Source organism: Aeromonas sp. 97A (assembly GCF_051919185.1).
Taxonomy (GTDB): domain Bacteria; phylum Pseudomonadota; class Gammaproteobacteria; order Enterobacterales; family Aeromonadaceae; genus Aeromonas; species Aeromonas veronii.
This window is the reverse complement of record NZ_JBQBFF010000001.1, coordinates 628,573-648,718: the sequence shown is the minus strand read 5'-3', so window position 1 is coordinate 648,718 and position 20,146 is coordinate 628,573. Positions and strand designations below refer to the sequence as shown.

Genomic DNA, 20,146 nt, shown 5'->3' with positions numbered 1-20,146 from the left:
AGGGCGGCCAATTGGCCGCCCTTGATGTGTTTCTTAGCGAATGGTCGCCATCTGCCGCACGCAGCGCTGCTCTCTGTCATCCACCCGCTTGGCAAACCAGGCGGTGGTGAGGTTGCGGGTAATTTTCGGGCTCTTTAGCTGAATGCCGGGCAGGATGGCGCGGGGCAGTCGCTTGCCCGCTTGCTTGTCGGCCAGGGTAAAGATGCGATGGTAGAGATCGGTCTCGGCAAATTCGGCGGTATCCCCTTTGCGAAGGCTCTGGTGGATCGCCTGCTTGCTCATATTGACCCGGTTGGCGAGGGTGTAGACGGCAAGCTCGGTATTGCCCGGCAGATCCGAGTCATAGCGGATCAGATCCCCGTCCAGCGCCAGAGTTTTGCCACTCAAACGGCTGACGGCGGCCTGAAAGGCGGCATTGCGACTGGCGTACCAGCCGGCGTTGAAATCGGCAAAGCGGTAGAGGGTATCTGGGTAGTCGGCGGGATAACCGAAGATATGTCTGGTGCCAAACCAGATGCCGCCGCGACGGGTAAAGACTTCGTGGCGGATGGAATCCTTGATTGGATAGGGGTAGCCACGGGCGTTGGCCTCGGCAAAGGCGATGCTCACCTGCATCGGGCCACCGGTATGCACCGGGTTGAGGTTGCCAAACAGCGTCTTGCCCATCGGCAGCATGCTGATCATATCTTCGAAGATTTCACTCATCTCCCGTTCGGTACGCAACTTGTCGATGCGCTCGGCATAGCTCTTGCCGGTGGGCGAGTTGATGGAGAGCGCGGCCCGCACCATAAATTCGGGGATCAGCAGCTTGGCTGCCCGTGAGTTGATCTCTTTCCAGGCGATCTTGCCAAGGCCCGGCACCACGGGGTCGGCCTGATAAGTGGCTTCCTGCTCCGCCACCGCCAGCACGCTACAGACGTTGTGATCATTGACCGTCACCCCCTGGGTGGTGAGCGCCGTCACCACGTCGTTGGCCCACCCCTGTTTGTCAGGCACCTGACGGGGCAAGAAGCGCACGATACGGCTCTTCATATCCGCCGGTTTGCGCGGCTGCATGGCAGGCGGCGTTTTGGGGTTGCTCACGCTCGCCTCTTTGGCAGGCGCGGAGGCGGGATCACTGGCACAACCGGCCAGCAACAAGGCAGAGCAGAAGGCAAGAAGACGACAGGAAGGCAAAGCGGTCATAAGCATGTCCATTTTTTGTAGGCCCTACAGGCAGCGCCGCTGGCACTGCACTGACAAGCAAAGTGGGGCCATTGTAGAGGATTGCCTGCTGCAGTTGAAACTTGTGCTCGCAGCATCCCCTACCCTTGCCTGCTTTTACCACCCCACGCGCCATCCGTTGTCTGCGATGCGGAAGACATGACCTTCTTCAAGAATTCACCCGGCCCGAACCGAACGGCGAGCGCCTGATAAAAAGAAACCCCCGCCATCGCTGGCGGGGGTTGGTCGTCTGGCAAGCCGGGCTGATGCCTGCTGCAAACTCTTAGCGGTTTTTCACCTTCTGGTGCAGCTCCTGCACCGAGTTGACATTGGCGGTGGCATCCACGCTGATGGCCATGCAGGTGGCAAACGCCTCGTTCATGGTGGTGGTATACGCCACCTTGTTCTGCAAGGCGGCGCGACGCAGCTGCTTGGAGTCCTGGATCGCCACCCGCCCTTCGGCGGTGTTGACGATGTAGGTGTACTCGCCATTCTTGATGCGGTCGAGAATGTGCGGGCGACCTTCGTGCACCTTGTTGACCAGACGCGGGTTGATGCTCGCTTCACCCAGTGCGACCGCGGTGCCGTGAGTGGCATCCAGCTCGTAGCCCAGCTCCAGCAGCTTGGCAGCCAAATCGACCACCTGCGCCTTGTCGCTGTGACGCACTGACAAGAGGGCACGACCCTCTTTCGGTACGGCGTGGTTGGCACCCAGCTGCGCCTTGGCATAGGCCTCGGCAAAGCTGCTGCCCACCCCCATTACCTCACCGGTAGAGCGCATCTCTGGCCCGAGCAGCGGGTCAACCCCCGGGAACTTGGCGAACGGCAGCACCACCTCTTTCACCGAGTAGTAGGGTGGGATGATCTCTTTGGTGAAGCCCTGTTGTTGCAGCGACTGACCGGCCATCACACGGGCGGCAATCTTGGCCAGCGGGGCGCCGGTCGCCTTGGAGACGAACGGCACGGTACGGGCGGCACGCGGGTTCACCTCGATGAGGTAGATGTCATCGCCCTTGACCGCGAACTGTACGTTCATCAGGCCGATAACGCCGAGCTCCAGCGCCAGCTTGCGCACCTGCTCGCGGATCTCGTCCTGAATCTTCTTGGACAAGGTATAGGGAGGCAGGGAGCAACCGGAGTCACCGGAGTGGATACCGGCCTGTTCGATGTGCTCCATGATGCCGCCGATGACCACATCGGTGCCGTCGCAGATAGCATCCACGTCCAGCTCGGTCGCATCGTCCAGGAAGCGGTCCAGCAGTACCGGCGATTCGTTGGAGACGCTCACCGCCTCGGCGAAGTAGCGACGCAGATCCTGCTCGTCATAGACGATTTCCATGGCGCGGCCACCCAGCACGTAGGAGGGGCGAACCACCAGCGGGTAGGTAATGCGCTCGGCCAGCAGCACGGCCTGCTCCAGCGCGGTAACGGTGCCGTTTTCCGGCTGCTTGAGGCCGAGGCGCTCGACGGCAGACTGGAAGCGCTCGCGGTCTTCGGCGCGGTCGATGGCATCCGGGCTGGTACCGATGATCGGCACACCGTTGGCTTCCAGTGCTCGGGCCAGTTTCAGCGGGGTCTGGCCACCGTACTGAACGATGACGCCCTTGGGTTTTTCGATGCGCACGATTTCCAGCACATCTTCCAGGGTCACTGGCTCGAAGTAGAGACGGTCGGAGGTGTCGTAATCGGTAGAGACGGTCTCCGGGTTGCAGTTGACCATGATGGTCTCGTAACCGTCTTCGCGCAGGGCCAGCGCCGCGTGCACGCAGCAGTAGTCGAACTCGATACCCTGACCGATACGGTTCGGGCCGCCGCCGATGATCATGATCTTGTCGCGGTTGCTCGGGGCCGCTTCGCACTCCTCGTCATAGCTGGAGTACATGTAGGCGGTGTTGGTGGCGAACTCGGCGGCGCAGGTATCGACCCGCTTGTAGACCGGGAAGATGTTGTGGCGGGCGCGCAGTTTGCGCACTTCCCCTTCGGCCACGCCGAGGATCTTGGCCAGACGGGCATCGGCAAAGCCTTTGCGCTTGAGGGCGCGCAGGAAGTCGGCATCCAGACCCGCCATGCCGCGCTCTTTCACCTCTTCTTCCAGCTTCACCAAGTCTTCAATCTGCACCAGGAACCAGGGGTCAATCTTGGTCAGCTTGAAGATGCCATCCATGGAGAGACCGGCGCGGAACGCATCGGCGATGTAGAAGATACGGTCACTACCGGCGTCCTGCAGCTCGTGACGGATGCGGGTCAGGGAGTCCGGGGCATTGAGGTCAACCATGGGGTCGAAGCCGGTTTTGCCGGTCTCGAGGCTGCGCAGCGCCTTGTGCAGGGACTCCTGGAAGTTGCGGCCGATGGCCATCACTTCGCCGACCGACTTCATCTGGGTCGTCAGACGGTCGTTGGCACCGGCGAATTTTTCGAAGTTGAAGCGCGGCACCTTGGTGACCACGTAGTCGATGGCCGGCTCGAAGGAGGCCGGAGTACGGCCGCCGGTGATGTCGTTCATCAGCTCGTCTAGGGTGTAACCGATGGCGAGCTTGGCGGCGATCTTGGCGATGGGGAAACCGGTCGCCTTGGAGGCCAGCGCGGAGGAGCGCGACACCCGCGGGTTCATCTCGATGATGACCATGCGACCATCTTTCGGGTTGATACCGAACTGGACGTTGGAGCCGCCGGTCTCGACGCCGATCTCGCGCAGCACCGCCATGGAGGCGTTGCGCATCAGCTGGTACTCCTTGTCGGTCAGCGTCTGGGCTGGCGCGACCGTGATGGAGTCACCGGTGTGGATACCCATGGGGTCGAAGTTTTCGATGGCGCAGACGATGATGCAGTTGTCGTTGCGATCCCGCACCACTTCCATCTCGTACTCTTTCCAGCCGATCAGCGACTCGTCGATGAGCAGCTCTTTGGTCGGCGACAAGTCCAGACCGCGCTCGCAGATCTCGACGAACTCTTCGGTGTTGTAGGCGATGCCGCCACCCGAGCCGCCCATGGTAAAGGAGGGACGGATGATACAGGGGAAGCCGACCATCTGCTGCACGCCCCACGCCTCTTCCATGTTGTGGGCGATGCCGGCACGCGGGCACTCGAGGCCAATGCTGCGCATCGCCTTGTCAAAGCGGGAGCGATCTTCGGCCTTGTCGATGGCGTCGGCGGTGGCACCGATCATCTCGACACCGAACTCGGCCAGCACGCCATGCTTCTCCAGCGCCAGTGCGCAGTTAAGCGCAGTCTGGCCGCCCATGGTGGGCAGGATGGCGTCCGGGCGCTCTTTCTTGATGATTTCGCGCACCACTTCCCAGGTGATGGGCTCGATGTAGGTGGCGTCAGCCATCTCCGGGTCGGTCATGATGGTGGCCGGGTTGGAGTTGACCAGAATGACGCGGTAGCCCTCCTCGCGCAGGGCTTTGCACGCCTGGGCGCCGGAGTAGTCAAATTCGCAGGCTTGGCCGATGACGATGGGGCCGGCGCCGAGGATCAGGATGCTCTGAAGGTCATTACGTTTTGGCATGAAACTCTTTCCTCTATTTCTTAGGCGCGATACTGCTTAATCAATTCAATAAAGTGGTCAAAAAGACCGGCACAGTCGTGCGGGCCCGGGCTCGCTTCGGGGTGCCCCTGGAAGCTGAAGGCCGGACGGTCGGTGCGATGGATACCTTGCAGGGAACCATCGAACAGGGAGACGTGGGTGGCGCGCAGGCAATCCGGCAGGCTGTTCTCGTCTACCGCAAAGCCGTGGTTCTGAGCGGTGATCATGACGGTGTTGTCATCGAGGCTCTTCACCGGATGGTTGGCGCCGTGGTGGCCAAACTTCATCTTGACGGTCTTGGCACCGGAGGCCAGACCCAGCAGCTGGTGACCCAGACAGATGCCGAATACCGGCGTGTTGGTATTAAGGAAAGCCTTGATGGCCTCGATGGCGTAGTCGCACGGCTCGGGGTCGCCGGGGCCGTTGGAGAGGAAGATGCCATCCGGGTTCAGCGCCAGTACCTCGGCGGCCGGGGTCTTGGCAGGCACCACGGTCAGGCGGCAGCCACGGTCAACCAGCATCCGCAGGATGTTGCGCTTGACGCCAAAGTCATAGGCTACCACGTGGTATTTCAGCTGGTCGGCATCCGGGGTGACGTGCCCCTTGCCAAGCTGCCAGCTCCCTTCGGTCCAGTTGTACGCCTCACCAACCGTCACCTCTTTGGCCAGATCCATCCCCTTCAGACCGGGGAAGGCGCGGGCCTGTTCGAGGGCATAGGCTTCATCGACCTGTTTCCCGGCCAGAATGCAGCCAGCCTGAGCGCCTTTCTCGCGCAGGATGCGGGTCAGTTTGCGGGTGTCGATGTCGGCGATGCCAACGATGTTGTGAGACTTGAGGTATTCGGAGAGGGATTGCTGATTGCGGAAATTGGAGGTAAGTATCGGAAGGTCCCGGATGATCAATCCCTGAGCATGGATCTGACTGGACTCTTCATCTTCGCTGTTGGTGCCGGTGTTGCCTATATGGGGGTAAGTGAGGGTGACGATCTGACGGGAATAAGAGGGATCGGTGAGGATTTCCTGATAGCCCGTCATCGACGTATTGAAAACCACTTCACCAACGGAACATCCCTCGGCGCCTATCGACACGCCTTTGAACACAGTTCCATCTTCCAGCACTAGCAATGCAGTGTGATTCAAGACAACCTCCAGTTATTTAGCTTTAAATTCAGCAATTTACCTGGGTGTTGCGGGCTCGGTTCCGGTCTTGGACAGGACTCGAACCCGGCAGATTTCTGGCAAATTGGGCGCATTCTACTTAAAAAAAGTGGCATTTCAACGTCTTTTCTCAGATGAAATGCATCTAAATTCAATAAAAAGGCAACATTACCCATTATCTATGCACTTAATCGCTTTGCAACCCCCTCCCACGAAAGAAAAGGAAAAACCACCACCAAAAGATGCCACCAAGCCAGCAATAGCGACAAAAACAAACAAAAAAAACCAATCAAAACAATGACATTTATTTTTACACAAAAAACATTAATGAAAGATTTAACGCTTTTATGATGACAAGAGTGAATATGAAAAATGGAAAACGTTTTTCTGCATTTGAATTTTTAGTCTTTTTCAGTCCATGTAAAAGAATGGCTTTATCCGCCATAAAGATGCTCAAATCTGTTACCTGGTGATGACATTCAGGAAGGGAAAATCTGGCGGATCACGCAATAGTGTGATTTATAAGGCATTCAGTTAAAAATTGCAGGAAGCGTGTCTTTTTACACAAACTCTGGCTAACTGACAGCAAAAACCCCGGCAAGCCGGGGTTTTTCACTGGGGTAGCAGTAGTACGAAAGTGCCGCTCAGAGACATCACTTGAGATTGAGCACATCCTGCATGTCATAAAGACCGGCACCCTGCTGACCAAGCCACTTGCCCGCCCGCACAGCACCGTTGGCGAAGGTCAGGCGGCTGGAGGCCTTGTGGCTGATCTCCACCCGCTCGCCGATATCGGCAAACATGACGGTATGCTCCCCCACCAGATCGCCGGCGCGAATGGTGGCAAAGCCGATAGTGTTGCGATCCCGCTCGCCAGTGATCCCCTCGCGACCATAGACGGCGCACTCCTTGAGATCCCGGCCCAGCGTTTTGGCGACCACTTCACCCATGGAGAGCGCAGTACCGGATGGCGCATCCACCTTGTGGCGATGGTGGCCCTCGATGATCTCGATGTCGGTGTAATCCCCCATCACCTTGGCGGCCTGCTCCAGCAGCTTGAACACCAGGTTGACCCCGACCGAGTAGTTGGAGGCGAACACGATACCGATCTGCTTGCCCGCCTCTTTCAGGGCGGCCTTGCCTGCATCGTCAAAACCGGTGGTGCCGATCACCATCTGCTTGTGGTGGGCCAGCGCAAAAGCAAGATTGGCCAGGGTCACCTCCGGACGAGTGAAGTCGATGATGAGATCAAACTCGTCACGCACCTTGTCCAGACTATCGCTGATGGCCACACCCAGATGGCCCAGCCCATTGAGCTCACCGGCATCAAGGCCGATCACCGCCGAACCCGGCCGCTCCAGTGCAGCCCCGACCACTACGCCATCGGTGTTGGTGATGGCCTCCAGCAGCACCTTGCCCATACGACCATTACAGCCCATCACGGCCACACGGATCGGATTGTCCATCTCCACCCTCTCATCTCTTTTAATTATGGAAAGAGACCGTTTTACCAGCCCGCGCCGGGTTTGAAAAGCTATGATGCCACCACTCCTTGCTGCACTCGCCAACGGCAGCGCCCACTGGCTGGCCAAGAACTTCCTTTTGGTCACAGGCCGTTTTTCATCGTCTCACTCCATCATTTGGCAGACCGGGTGCCATCTGATAGGTTCGAACGAGTGAAATGCCAGCACAAGCAAAATCAGGGCAACGCCCGTGTCGATATCAAACGAGGTGCAAGGATGAGCACAGGATTGCTGTTTGCTGTGGGGTTGATATCACTGACCCTGATCATACTGGCCGCGGCTCTGCTGTTTGGCGGGCCGAGCCCGGCACCGGCGATGGCCAGCATCAACGACCCTTTCAAGGGGAGTGACTGGAGCAACATGCCACCCCTCTCAAGATACCCGGCACGTGACGGCACGCAGCTGGCCTATCGGCACTATGGCGCAGAGGGCAATACGAAGAACAACAAGGTCAAGGGCAGTGTGGTACTGGTTCACGGTTCTTCTGCCAGCAGTCAGAGCATGCACAAGATGGCAAGCGCCTTTTCGCAAGCGGGATACGACGCCTACGCCCTTGATATTCGCGGCCATGGTGCATCGGGCAACAAAGGCACCATTGCCTACATCGGTCAGCTTGAAGACGATCTGGAAGATTTCATCAAGTCGGTGGCCCCCGGCAAGCCTGTAACACTCATCGGCTTCTCGTCAGGGGGTGGCTTTGTGCTGCGCGTTGCTGGCAGCTCGCGACAAACCCTGTTCGAGAGCTATCTGCTGCTCTCCCCCTATCTTGGCCCCACCGCCGCCAACTACCGGCCCAACAGCGGTGGCTGGGTGCGTGTCGGCTTGCCTCGCCTCATCGCCCTGAGCATCCTCAACGGTTTCCATATTTCCGCACTCAACCATCTGACCGTGCTGAACTTTGCCCTTAATGATGAGGCGAAATCTCTGCTGACCCCCTCCTACTCCTTCAACCTTGCCTCGAACTTTCAGCCAGAGCGCGACTATCAGCAGAATTTACGCAATGTGCAACGCCCCTGCGCCGTGATCGCGGGCGCAAATGACGAAGCCTTTCACACAGATCAACTTGAACCTGAGTTAAGACGTCTCGGCATCTCCTGGCCTGTCACCCTGCTGCCCGGTATTGGCCACATTCCGCTGACGCTGGAACAGGATGCTCTCGCGACAGCCGTTCAGGCGGTGGAGAAACTGACACAGTAACCACACAGCCCAGGTCTTGTGTCCACGCGTTCTGGAAATATCCGCACCATGCTCACGTAGAGATAGAGAGAGGTGCGGCTGACGTTTGGCAGCGGGAGAAATCCCCAAGATGGCATACAGAGACCTTATCGTTTACCTCTTTCCTTATTAAAAGCACGCGATACCCCCAGATACCCGCGGACTGCGCCAGAACAGCAATGAACAATAAACAACACCAACTTCTTTTTCCGAATATTCTTTGGATATCTCAATAACACCAGAATCATCAAACAAAAACACCTATCCATCTGGACGTCTATCTTGACCAAGCGAGGTTGACTCACTACTGTGGGCACCCCAATGCGGCAGGATGCCCGCCCTGTTTTCCCCCTATCCCTATCCGATACAGGTACAAAGCAGTTCATGACAGGAGGTCATTGTTCAATTTCAGAGGAACACATGATCCAGACTCAACCCAGTGCCAGGGCCTTGCTGCCACTTCTGGTTTTTCTCGCACTCTTTATCGGTACCGGTACCTGGCTGACCCTGCAGGGGGTCGAGTTCGCTTTCTATCAGCTGCCCGCTCCGGTTGCTGCCTTGCCTGCGGTGATGCTGGCCCTGCTGCTTGGCAAAGAGAGCTTCAACAGCAATCTGGAGACCTTCTTCAAGGGGGTTGGCCACAGCAATATCATGGCGATGTGCCTTATCTATCTGCTGGCGGGCGCCTTTGCCAGCGTGGCCAAGGCCACCGGCGGCGTTGATGCCACCGTAGCGCTGGGCCTGTCGCTCATCCCTGGCTGGGCGCTGTTGCCCGGGCTGTTCCTCATCTCTGCCTTTATTGCTACCGCCATGGGCACCTCCATGGGCACCATAGGTGCCGTGGCCCCCGTGGCGCTGGGCGTGGCGCAGGCGGCCGGTATCGATCCGGTGCTGATGGCAGGTACCATTCTCTCCGGCGCCATGTTTGGCGATAACCTCTCCATCATCTCCGACACCACCATAGCGGCCACCCGCAGTCAGGGGTGCGAGATGAAGGACAAGTTCCGCGAGAACTTCAAGATTGCAGCCCCAGCTGCCATCGCGGTGATCCTGCTCTATCTGACCCTGGGCTCAGTAGGTGAATCCCCAGCCAACGGCAGCGCCATCGAACTGTTCAAGGTGATGCCTTATCTGCTGATCCTGGGGCTAGCGCTCGCCGGAGTGAATGTGTTTGTGGTGCTGGGGATCGGCATTCTGGCTGCCGGAGTGGTGGGCATGATCAACGGCTACGCCATCGGTCAGTTCAGCAAGGATATCTATCAGGGCTTTACCGGCATGCAGGAGATCTTCCTGCTCTCCATGCTGATCGGCGGCCTCGGCGCCCTGATGGAGCGTCAGGGTGGACTGGCATGGATCAGCGAGCGCATCAGCGCCCTGATTGCCCGTTTCACTCGCGAGCACAATGGTGAACAGAACGAGAAAGCCGCCGAGCTCGGCATCGCCGGGGTGGTGAGCCTCACCAACCTCTGCACCGCCAACAATACCGTCGCCATCATTGTTGCGAGCAAGGTCGCCCGCGATCTGGCCGAACACCACGGTGTCACCCCGCGCCGAGCCGCCTCCATGCTCGATATTTTCTCCTGCGTGGTACAGGGTCTGATCCCCTGGGGCGCACAGGCGCTGCTGCTGGGATCCATCTTCGCCCTGTCGCCGTTGGCGGTGGTAAGCATGAGTTTCTACCCGATGGCGCTCGCGGTAGCGGCGCTGATTGCCGTGTTCGTGAAGCACCAGATGCGCGGCAAAGCTGACAAGTAACAGACCAGAGGCTGGCGCGCCGACATGCCATCAACAGGGGCCACACCCTGGCACTTGTTGACTCACTATCGGATCCGCCAGCATTTATCCCACCGTCCCGGGCATCAGCCGTCCGGGGCGAGAGTCCCCTGTCACCCCTTAACGTCAAGAGTGAATGTGCTAAGGTAGAGCGCGTTCAAGCCATCGATGCGCAGCTATACCAGAGGTTCCCCATGCATGAGTCCCAACCCGAACGTCAATCCCTGCGCCAACTGGTTCGTCAACGCCGCAAAAATCTGAGTCCGGCCGAGCAGCAGGCGGCGGCCCAACAGCTGCTGGCCCAGTTCAAGCAACACCCCGAGATCCTCGCCGCCAAACGCATTGCCCTCTATCTGGCCAATGACGGGGAGATCAATCCCTTGCCCACCATCCATTGGCTGTGGGCCCAGCACAAAGAGGTCTACCTGCCGGTGCTCCACCCCTTTACCCCGGGTCACCTGCTCTTTTTGCGCTATACCGCCACCAGCCCCATGGTACGCAACCGCTACGGCATCGAAGAGCCGGAGCTGGATATCCTGCAGGTGGTGCCCCACAGCACGCTCGATCTTATCTGCACCCCGCTGGTCGCCTTCGATGCCCAGGGCAATCGCCTTGGCATGGGGGGCGGCTACTACGATCGCACTCTCGCCATCTGGCATGAGCACAAGCTGGGGCCCAAGCCGCTCGGCATTGCCCACGACTGCCAGCAGGTGGATGCGGTCCCGCAAGAGGAGTGGGATGTGCCGCTGCCCCAGATCATCACCCCAAGCCACTGCTGGCGCTTTGAATAAGCTGTTTTTGGCAGGCAGCCCCTGCTTGGTGCGCGCAAACGCAGAATAAACAGGCAAACGATTTACAAAGTCCCTCTTTTTGCCCCGGAACGTGAGCAACAAGGTCGCGACGGAGTACCGGGTTGGATATAATGCGCCCGCTTTTTTCTTAAGGAACGATCATGACTCAAGATGAAATGAAGAAGGCGGCCGGTTGGGCTGCGCTCAAGTATGTGGTTCCCGGCACCATCGTCGGGGTGGGCACCGGCTCTACCGTCAACCACTTTATCGACGCGCTGGCGACCATGAAGGACGAGATCAAGGGGGCGGTATCCAGCTCCGTGGCCTCTACCGAGCGCCTCAAGGGCTTCGGCATCACCGTATATGATCTCAACGAGATCGATGCCCTCTCCGTCTATGTGGATGGCGCCGACGAGATCAACGCAACCCGCGACATGATCAAGGGCGGTGGCGCAGCCCTGACCCGCGAGAAGATCGTTGCCGCCGTCGCTGACAAGTTCATCTGCATCATCGACAACACCAAGACAGTCGACGTGCTGGGCCAGTTCCCGCTGCCGGTGGAAGTGATCCCGATGGCCCGCGAATACGTGGCCCGCGAAATTCGCAAACTGGGTGGCAACCCGGTGTGGCGTGAAGGCGTGGTCACCGACAACGGCAACCACATTCTGGATGTGAAAGGCATGGCCATTACCGACGCCAAGGCGCTGGAAGTACGACTGAACGCCATTGTTGGTGTGGTCACCAACGGCCTGTTCGCCGCGCGCGGCGCCGACGTGGTCCTGATCGGTACGCCGGACGGCGTGATTACCCAGTAATCCCGACACCGGTAGCACAGTACAGCGGCATCCTCGCTCGCCAGCGCCACTCTGCCACCCCTGACGCAGCAGCAGCGTTGATTGAGTCCCGGGACGGGATATGACCCAAACATTGCACTGTGAATAAATGACGGCGCCTGATGGCGCCGTTTTTATTTATCCCTCAACAAGTTGCATACGGATGTTTACAACATTCGTTGATAACTTCAAAGAATTTGACTTTCGTCACAAATATTCCCTCTCCCAAACGTTTTTGCTACTTTACGGTTTTCTTCGCACACCAAATCTGCACTTACATTTGCACATACAGAGGGATCGTCATGACTGCCAAGTTTTCGTTGGACAAGGATAAAATCAAGGTTCTGCTGCTGGAGGGGGTTCACCCCAACACCGTAGAGACCTTTCGTGCCGCAGGTTACACCAGTGTGGAGTATCTCAAGACCTCGCTCTCCGAAGAGGAGCTGATCGAGCAGATCCGCGACGTCCATTTCATCGGGCTGCGCTCCCGCACCCAGATCACCGAGAAAGTCCTCGACGCCGCCAACAAGCTGGTCGCCATCGGCTGCTTCTGCATCGGTACCAACCAGGTCGAGCTGGAAGCGGCCCAGATCCGCGGTATTCCGGTCTTCAACGCCCCCTTCTCCAACACCCGCTCGGTCGCCGAGCTGGTACTGGGCGAGATCCTGCTGCTGCTGCGCGGCATCCCCGAGAAAAACGCCAAGTGCCATCGCGGCGTGTGGGAAAAACTGGCCAATCGCTCGGTGGAAGCCCGCGGCAAGAAGCTCGGCATCATCGGCTACGGCCACATCGGTACCCAGCTTGGCATCATCGCCGAGAGCATCGGCATGAAGGTTTATTACTACGATATCGAGAACAAGCTCTCGCTGGGCAACGCCATTCAGGTGCCGAGCATGGTCGAGCTGCTCAATATGTCTGACGTCATCAGCCTGCACGTGCCGGAGACCGCCTCCACCAAGAACATGATCGGTGCCGAGCAGCTGCGGATGATGAAACCGGGCGCCATCTTCATCAACGCCGCCCGCGGTACCGTGGTGGATATCGATGCGCTGGCTGACGTCATCAAGAGCGGCCATATCGCCGGCGCCGCCATCGACGTCTTCCCGGTCGAGCCCAAGTCCAATGACGAGGAGTTCCAAAGCCCGCTGCGTGGGCTGGAGAACGTGATCCTGACTCCGCACATCGGTGGCACCACCCATGAAGCGCAGGAGAACATCGGGCTGGAAGTGGCCAACAAGCTGGTCAAATACTCCGACAACGGCTCCACCCTCTCTGCCGTCAACTTCCCGGAAGTGTCGCTGCCGGGCCATAAGGGCTCCAGCCGCCTGCTGCACATTCACCGCAACCAGCCGGGCGTGATGAACCAGATCAACCAGATCTTCGCCGAAGAGGGGATCAACATCGCCGGTCAATACCTGCAGACCAGCAGCCATATCGGTTACGTGGTGATCGACGTGGAGACCGAGCACAGCGAGAAGGCGCTCGCCAAGCTCAAGGAGATCAACGGCACCATCCGTGCCCGCATCCTCCACTGATAGCCCCTTATCTGCGCAGCAAAAAGCCCGTCGTGATGACGGGCTTTTGTGTGAAGCAGAACCTCAAAGCAGCGTGATGGCTTACCACCACCCCAACAGGTTGCGGCCCACCAGAGCGCCCCACACCAGGGCATTGAGGGCCAACGCGATAAAGACGGCGGCAGAGCCCAAATCCTTGGCGCGACCGGAGAGCTCATGATGCTCGGAGCCAACCCTGTCTACCACAGCTTCAATGGCAGAGTTGAGGATCTCGACGATCACCACCAGCCAGCTGATGACGATAAGCAGCAGGATCTGGTTGAGAGAATCCCCCAGCCAGAAGGCCAGCGGCATCAGCAACAGGATCAGCATCAGCTCCTGCCGAAACGCCGCCTCGTTAATCCAGGCTGACTTGAGCCCCTTCATGCTGTAACCGGTTGCGTTGATGATGCGGGTGACCCCGGTTGCCCCTGGCTTTGCCACGCTAACTACCTCATTTGGAATCGATTTTGGCCTCACATCCTATCAGAGCCCCCCAAGGTTTCAATCAGGGGACTTTTGCTTTATTTTATCTCTTTGCTTTTTCGCCCCTTGCGGCTGACACCACCCACTCGAGACTTGAGTTGTATGTCCATTCACACAGATGAATTGCGCACCCGTCGCCTGGAGTCACTGATCACTCCGAGCGAGCTTGCACACGCGTTTCCGATCACCGATACCATTGCCCAGAATCTGCTGGATGCCCGTCGCGAAGTGGAAGCCATTCTGGCCGGAGACGATCAGCGCCTGCTGGTCATTGTCGGCCCCTGCTCTATCCATGATCCCGCTGCTGCTCGCGAGTATGCCCAGCGCCTCAACGCCCTGCGCGAGCAGTATAAAGAGAGCCTCTGCATCGTGATGCGCACCTACTTCGAGAAGCCGCGCACCATCGTCGGCTGGAAAGGGCTGATCAACGATCCGCGCCTCGATGGCAGCTTCGACGTCAACGAAGGGCTGAAACTGGCACGCAAGCTGCTGGTCGATATCAATGAGCTCGGCATGCCCACCGCCACCGAATTCCTCGATATGGTGACCGGCCAGTATATTGCCGACCTCATCACCTGGGGCGCCATCGGTGCTCGTACCACCGAATCCCAGGTACACCGCGAGATGGCTTCGGCCCTATCCTGCCCGGTTGGCTTCAAGAACGGCACCGACGGCAATACCCGCATCGCCATCGATGCGGTGCGCGCCGCCCGTCACAGCCACATCTTCTATTCGCCGGACAAAGACGGCAAGATGACCATCTACCGCACCGCCGGTAACCCCTTTGGTCATGTGATCCTGCGTGGTGGCCACCGACCCAACTACGACACAGCCAGTGTCGATGAAGCCTGTGAAGCGCTGGCCGATGTGGGCCTGCCGGAGCGTCTGGTGGTCGATTTCAGCCACGGCAACAGCATGAAGGATCACCGCCGTCAGCTGCTGGTCGCGCAAGATATCTGCGATCAGCTGCGCCGTGGCCGCACCGGCATCGCCGGCATCATGGCCGAAAGCTTCCTGGTGGAAGGGCGTCAGGATGTGGAGAACGGCTGCGCCGCCACCTTTGGCCAGAGCATCACTGATGCCTGCCTGTCATGGAGCGACACCGAAACCCTGCTGGCGATGCTGGCAGAGGCTGCACTGGTACGCCTTGCCAAGCGGCAAGCCTGAGCCCCGATGACGAATATCGGCTGGCAGATAGTCCCCCTCGACGAGACGCTGCTGGCGCAGTGGGCAACCCTGCGCCAGCAGCTGTGGCCGCACCACGCACTTTCGGCCCACCTGCAGGAAGGGGTTGAGATGTTGGCCAATGCACATCTCAACGCCTTTCTGGCACTGGATGAGCAGAGTCAGGCGGTAGGCTTTGCCGATGCCGCCCTGCGCCACGATTACGTGAATGGCTGCAACAGCAGCCCAGTGATGTATCTGGAAGGGGTCTATGTGCAACCGGCCTCGCGCCAGCGTGGGGTGGCCCAAGCCTTGATCGCTCAGGTGGCGCAGTGGGGCCGCGAGCTGGGTTGCCGGGAACTGGCCTCCGATGCCGCCATCGACAATCTTGACTCGCAGCAGATGCACCAACAACTCGGCTTTGCCGAAACGGAGCGAGTCGTATTCTTCAAAAAGGCCCTCGGCTGACGCCAAGGGCCTTTCTTGTTTCTCACAAACTGGGCATAAACCACACCCGCCCTGCCGCTTCGATGCGGTCGGTGCTGATCTGAAACACCTGCGCCAGCAGCGCCTCATCCACCAGCTCGACACCCCCTTCGCGCACCACCGCGCCCCCTTGCAGGCAGAGAATGCGGTCGGCCCAGTCGATGGCCAGATTGATATCGTGGATGGCGAGCACCACCAGCAAGCCCTGCCCGGCCAGGGTTTTCAGCAACCGCAACAGCGCCAACTGATGATGCAGATCGAGCCCCGCCAGCGGTTCATCCAGCAGCAGCACCTTGCCGGTCGGATTGAGGCTCGGCCACACCTGCAGCAGGGTGCGGGCAATCAGCACCCGCTGCTGCTCGCCCCCCGACAACCGGCTGAAGTCACGAGCCAACAAGGCTTCCAGTTCCAATGCCTCGCACAGTGCATTTATCGCCTCATTCTGTCTGGCGGGTGCAACCATCTCATCGAGCCCCAGGCTCAACACCTGAAACACCGGAATATGAAACAGCTGGGGCTGACGCTGGGGCAGCATGGCGCGCCGTTTGGCAAGCTCGGGCCAACTCATGTCAGTAAGCACTTCCCCCCCCAGCAGCACTGTGCCATCGGCGGGTAAAATCCCCGCCAGCGCCCCGAGCAGGGTCGACTTGCCACTGCCATTGGGGCCAAGCAGCGCCACCAACTGGCCGCCATGCCAGCGGATATCCAGGGGAGAGAGCCGTCCGGCAATGGCGAGTGCGCGCGCCTCCAGCAGCGGCGCAGCAGCACGAGAAGAAACCGGCATGGGATCAGCGGGTGACATCGGCATCTTGCCTCAACAACGGGTAAATAAGGAGACTGCGCGCCCCGACCAAATCATGCAGATATTCATGCAGCACCATCGGCAGTTTGCCTCAATAGCAGGTAGATAAAGAGCGGCGCCCCCACCGAGGCGGTGATGACGCCGATAGGCAACTCCCCCGCGCTCAGGGTGGATCGAGCAACCAGATCGGCCGCCAGCAGCAAGGCCCCGCCGCCAAGCGCCGAGGCAGGCAGCAGAAAGCGCTGATCGCTGCCACCGCAGAGCCGCAGCAGATGGGGCACCACCAACCCGACAAAACCGATGACACCACACAACGACACCGCCACACCGGTCAGCAGACAGACCGCCAGCACCAGCCGCACCCGCATCTTGTCGACATCCATCCCCATCAGGCGGGCCTGGGTCTCCCCCAACAACAACTGTTGCAGCGCCTTGCCCTGCCAACAGAGCCAGCCCAGGGTGAGCGGCAGCACCAGCCACCACCAGCCGAACTGCTGGCTGCCGTAAGAGAGGCTCCCCATCATCCAGAACATGAATTCACGCAAGGAGCCATCGTCGGCAAAGTACATCAACCAGGTCATGGCGGCATTGGTAAGAATACCGATGGCGACGCCAAACAACAGCAAGCGAGCATGACCGAGACGCGCTCGGCGAGCCAGCCGAATGAGCAGCATGGTCACCAGCAGGGCGCCACCAAAGGCCGCCAGCGATAGCCCCCAGCCGGGCAGATAGAGGCCGAGGGACTTGGCCACCGCCATCGCCACCATGGCGGCAAGGCCCGCCCCGCTTGAAACGCCAAGCAACCCGGGTTCGGCCACCGGGTTGTGCAGCATCACCTGCAGCACGGCCCCGCCACAGGCAAGGGCTGCGCCGGCCAAGAGGGCCAGCAAGGCACGGGGTAGCCGCAGCTCCAGCAGGATGCGCTGTTCGAGATCGCCAAGGGGCTGCCAGGGCAGCAGCACAAACTCGCCCCAGACGAGGGAGAAGAGAAACAGCAGCAGGGTCAGCAGCGTCAGGCCACAGAGCCAGCGCCGCTGCCAGCGCTGCTGGCGGGCGATAAGGGAGAGGTACAAGGAGGATCCCCGAATAACAAGGCTTCCCCCCGGCCCTGTCGCAGCGCCGGGGGAAAAGCAGGAAAAGGGCATGATAACAGTGGCTTGCCACCCAAGGTCAAGGCTGGTAACGCTTTGCCATCCCCCTTATCTCGCCGCTGGCCACCAGATTTTGCAGCGCCACCAGCAAGGGCTGGCGCAGCGACTGGTGAGGTGAGTGCTTGCTCATCCCCAGATAGAGGGTCACCGGCGTGGCGGGGCGGTAGTCCGCCTTGCCTATCCGGCTGGCATTTCCCTGACTCAGGGCATAGTCCACCTGACAGTCGGTGCCAATCATCAGCGGCAGGTGACCGCGCTGCACCATGCGCAGCAGCTGATCTTCGGTGGGTACTCCGTGCTTGTCGAGGCGGCTGTCACTGTTGAAGGGCTCAAAGTAGGCGGAGTTGAGCACATAGCCCACCTTCGCCCCCTGCAGATCACGGTATTGGTGGATCCGGGCCACATTGACCGGCTGACCATAAAACGCGGGCCAGCACTGATAGTAGGCAGGCTGCAGATAGTCGATGAACTGCGCCCGCTCGGCGGTATAGGCGAGGCCAATCATCAGATCGACCTGACCGGTCTGCATCTGCTTGAGCGCCCTGCCCCACGGCATCCGCCGTACCTGCAACTCAATGCCGCTCGCCTGTTGCAACCGGCGCAGGATGTCCATGTCGAGCCCCTGCAACCGGCCATCCGCTTGCAGGATGCGAAATGGCGGCCACAGATCGGTGGCTACCGTCAGCGTCGGGGTCGCTCGCACCGGCATGGCAAATAACAGTAACAACACAATCCCGCATAACTTGCCCATCCCGTCGCATACCTCGCACGGCTTATCCTGTTGGTTAAAAATACCCTCCCGCACCACGTATGAAAACCCGTGGTTCAGGGATAAAATGCGCCGGATTTTCAAGGAGAACCCTATGAACCCGATTTTCACCAGTATCGGTCTGCTGCTCTGCAGCAACGTCTTTATGACCTTCGCCTGGTACGCTCACCTCAAGAGCATGAACCATAAACCCTGGATCATTGCCGCCCTGGTGAGCTGGGGTATCGCCCTGTTCGAATACCTGCTGCAAGTGCCTGCCAACCGCATCGGCCATACGGTGATGAGCGTGGGCCAACTTAAAATCCTGCAAGAAGTGATCACACTCACCGTATTCGTCCCCTTCTCTATCTTCTATCTCAAGGAAGATCTGAAATGGGACTATCTCTGGGCAGGGCTCTGCATTCTCGGTGCGGTCTTTTTTGTCTTTCGCGAGAAACTGACCGGCGCCTGAGGCTGTACACTCAATATCATCCCGCTCATGGCATCTCATTGATCGACGAGGCAAAAAAATGGAATTGCGAGACATGTTACAGATCCTGGCCAAGCAGGATGGCTCAGACCTCTATCTGTCGACCGGCGCGCCCCCCTGCGCCAAATTTAACGGCGGCCTGCGCCCCCTCAACGAAACGCCGCTGGAACCGGGTGAAGTGGCGCGGATCGCCGCCGAGATCATGGATGGCGAGCAGAAGCAGCAGTTCGAGAAGGATCTGGAGATGAACCTCGCCATCTCCCTGCCCCAGATCGGCCGCTTTCGGGTCAACATCTTCAAGCAGCGCAACGAAGTCTCTCTGGTGGCCCGCAACATCAAGACCGAAATCCCCCGCTTTGAAGATCTCAAACTCCCGCCTGTGCTGCTCGACACCATCATGGAGAAACGTGGCCTGGTGCTGTTTGTCGGCGGTACCGGCTCGGGCAAATCCACTTCGCTGGCGGCGCTTATCGACCATCGCAACCGCAACAGCGGCGGCCACATCATCACCATCGAAGATCCGGTGGAGTTCGTTCATCGCCACCGCAAGAGCATCATCAACCAGCGGGAGGTTGGCGTGGATACCCGCAGCTTCCACGCTGCCCTGAAAAACACCCTGCGTCAGGCGCCGGATGTCATTCTTATCGGCGAGATCCGCGATCGCGAGACCATGGAACATGCGCTGGCCTTCTCCGAAACCGGCCACCTTGCCATCTCCACCCTGCACGCCAACAACGCCAACCAGGCGCTGGATCGCATTATCAACTTCTTCCCCGAGGAGCGCCGCCCCCAGCTGCTCAACGATCTGGGCAACAACCTCAAGGCTTTTGTCTCCCAGCGGCTGGTGAAAACCACCGATGGCGGTCGCCGGGCCGCAGTGGAGATCATGCTCGGCACCCACACCATCCGCGACATGATCAAGCGCGGCGAATTTGGCGGCCTCAAAGAGGTGATGGAAAAGTCCAAAGCCCTCGGCATGGTCACCTTCGACAGTGCCCTGTTTGATCTGGTAGTGGAAGGGGTAATTGAGGAAGAAGAGGCGGTGAAAAACGCCGACTCGGCCAACAACCTGCGCCTCAAGATCAAGCTGTGGAAGGAGAAGGGACAGATTGCCAGCAGCAGCGATGCCACCGGCTGGAGCCTCGAACCCACCAAGGACGAGAAGGGCGATTTTTTCTAACCAGCCCCTCGAGAACCCCGGGCCCGCCCGGGGTTCTCTTTATCCAGCACGGCTGACCCGACTTA

Annotated in this window: 17 protein-coding genes; 9 read left to right on the top strand and 8 right to left on the bottom strand. The window is 59.4% G+C overall.

All coding sequences use genetic code 11. The annotated features are described in order from the left end of the window. Positions 1-33: 33 nt before the first annotated feature. The 4 genes from ACTG27_RS02970 to dapB form a co-directional block, all read right to left on the bottom strand. Entirely contained in the window at positions 34-1,185 is a 1,152-nt protein-coding gene (locus tag ACTG27_RS02970) for a DUF1615 domain-containing protein (protein WP_331378125.1), read from the bottom strand. 301 nt (positions 1,186-1,486) lie between these two features. After that, the gene (gene carB, locus ACTG27_RS02965) at positions 1,487-4,711 is read right to left on the bottom strand and encodes a carbamoyl-phosphate synthase large subunit (protein ID WP_439979063.1); all 3,225 of its coding nucleotides are present in this window, start codon (positions 4,709-4,711) and stop codon (positions 1,487-1,489) included. Positions 4,712-4,731: 20 nt separating this feature from the next. Beyond that, a complete protein-coding gene (carA, locus tag ACTG27_RS02960; protein ID WP_439979062.1) occupies positions 4,732-5,868 on the bottom strand; it encodes a glutamine-hydrolyzing carbamoyl-phosphate synthase small subunit in 1,137 nt (378 codons plus the stop codon). Positions 5,869-6,539: 671 nt separating this feature from the next. After that, positions 6,540-7,352, bottom strand: coding sequence for a 4-hydroxy-tetrahydrodipicolinate reductase (gene dapB, locus ACTG27_RS02955; protein ID WP_005347132.1), 813 nt, complete (start codon positions 7,350-7,352; stop codon positions 6,540-6,542). A gap of 273 nt (positions 7,353-7,625) precedes the next feature. Between dapB and ACTG27_RS02950 the strand changes: the two genes are divergently transcribed. From ACTG27_RS02950 to serA, 5 genes are all read left to right on the top strand, one after another. Continuing rightward, the gene (locus tag ACTG27_RS02950) at positions 7,626-8,606 is read left to right on the top strand and encodes an alpha/beta hydrolase (RefSeq protein ID WP_439979061.1); all 981 of its coding nucleotides are present in this window, start codon (positions 7,626-7,628) and stop codon (positions 8,604-8,606) included. Between the two features lie 438 nt (positions 8,607-9,044). Continuing rightward, positions 9,045-10,379 carry a Na+/H+ antiporter NhaC family protein gene (locus ACTG27_RS02945; RefSeq protein WP_005361588.1) on the top strand — a complete coding sequence of 445 codons (1,335 nt, stop codon included), beginning with the start codon at positions 9,045-9,047 and terminating at the stop codon, positions 10,377-10,379. A gap of 212 nt (positions 10,380-10,591) precedes the next feature. Next, positions 10,592-11,188, top strand: coding sequence for a 5-formyltetrahydrofolate cyclo-ligase (locus ACTG27_RS02940; protein WP_005337635.1), 597 nt, complete (start codon positions 10,592-10,594; stop codon positions 11,186-11,188). Positions 11,189-11,349: 161 nt separating this feature from the next. Next, entirely contained in the window at positions 11,350-12,003 is a 654-nt protein-coding gene (gene rpiA / locus ACTG27_RS02935) for a ribose-5-phosphate isomerase RpiA (RefSeq protein ID WP_005353106.1), read from the top strand. A 320-nt stretch (positions 12,004-12,323) separates the two neighbouring features. Then, the gene (serA, locus tag ACTG27_RS02930; protein ID WP_005337639.1) at positions 12,324-13,556 is read left to right on the top strand and encodes a phosphoglycerate dehydrogenase; all 1,233 of its coding nucleotides are present in this window, start codon (positions 12,324-12,326) and stop codon (positions 13,554-13,556) included. Positions 13,557-13,637: 81 nt separating this feature from the next. On the opposite strand, the gene ACTG27_RS02925 is transcribed toward serA, so the two are convergent. Next, the gene (locus tag ACTG27_RS02925; protein ID WP_005337641.1) at positions 13,638-14,018 is read right to left on the bottom strand and encodes a diacylglycerol kinase; all 381 of its coding nucleotides are present in this window, start codon (positions 14,016-14,018) and stop codon (positions 13,638-13,640) included. A 144-nt stretch (positions 14,019-14,162) separates the two neighbouring features. Between ACTG27_RS02925 and ACTG27_RS02920 the strand changes: the two genes are divergently transcribed. Beyond that, on the top strand, positions 14,163-15,227 hold the full coding sequence (locus tag ACTG27_RS02920; RefSeq protein WP_213386391.1) for a 3-deoxy-7-phosphoheptulonate synthase: 1,065 nt from the start codon (positions 14,163-14,165) through the stop codon (positions 15,225-15,227). 6 nt (positions 15,228-15,233) lie between these two features. Next, entirely contained in the window at positions 15,234-15,692 is a 459-nt protein-coding gene (gene aac(6'), locus ACTG27_RS02915) for an aminoglycoside 6'-N-acetyltransferase (RefSeq protein WP_139464053.1), read from the top strand. Positions 15,693-15,714: 22 nt separating this feature from the next. Here aac(6') and ACTG27_RS02910 read toward each other — a convergent pair whose 3' ends face one another. The 3 genes from ACTG27_RS02910 to ACTG27_RS02900 form a co-directional block, all read right to left on the bottom strand. Then, positions 15,715-16,512 (bottom strand): ATP-binding cassette domain-containing protein, encoded by a 798-nt coding sequence (locus ACTG27_RS02910; RefSeq protein ID WP_439980484.1) that lies wholly within the window; start codon positions 16,510-16,512, stop codon positions 15,715-15,717. Between the two features lie 65 nt (positions 16,513-16,577). Continuing rightward, entirely contained in the window at positions 16,578-17,585 is a 1,008-nt protein-coding gene (gene btuC / locus ACTG27_RS02905) for a vitamin B12 ABC transporter permease BtuC (RefSeq protein ID WP_043825636.1), read from the bottom strand. A gap of 97 nt (positions 17,586-17,682) precedes the next feature. Next, positions 17,683-18,414 carry a substrate-binding periplasmic protein gene (locus tag ACTG27_RS02900; RefSeq protein WP_439979060.1) on the bottom strand — a complete coding sequence of 244 codons (732 nt, stop codon included), beginning with the start codon at positions 18,412-18,414 and terminating at the stop codon, positions 17,683-17,685. A gap of 112 nt (positions 18,415-18,526) precedes the next feature. On the opposite strand from ACTG27_RS02900, the gene ACTG27_RS02895 reads away from it, so the two are divergent. Together ACTG27_RS02895 and tapW are read left to right on the top strand one after the other, a co-directional pair. Beyond that, complete coding sequence (locus ACTG27_RS02895) at positions 18,527-18,883, top strand: DMT family protein (RefSeq protein ID WP_005337656.1); 357 nt, start codon at positions 18,527-18,529, stop codon at positions 18,881-18,883. Positions 18,884-18,941: 58 nt separating this feature from the next. Next, positions 18,942-20,081: a type IVa pilus ATPase TapW gene (gene tapW / locus ACTG27_RS02890; RefSeq protein WP_005353124.1), complete on the top strand. Its 1,140-nt coding sequence runs from the start codon at positions 18,942-18,944 to the stop codon at positions 20,079-20,081. Positions 20,082-20,146 lie beyond the last annotated feature (65 nt).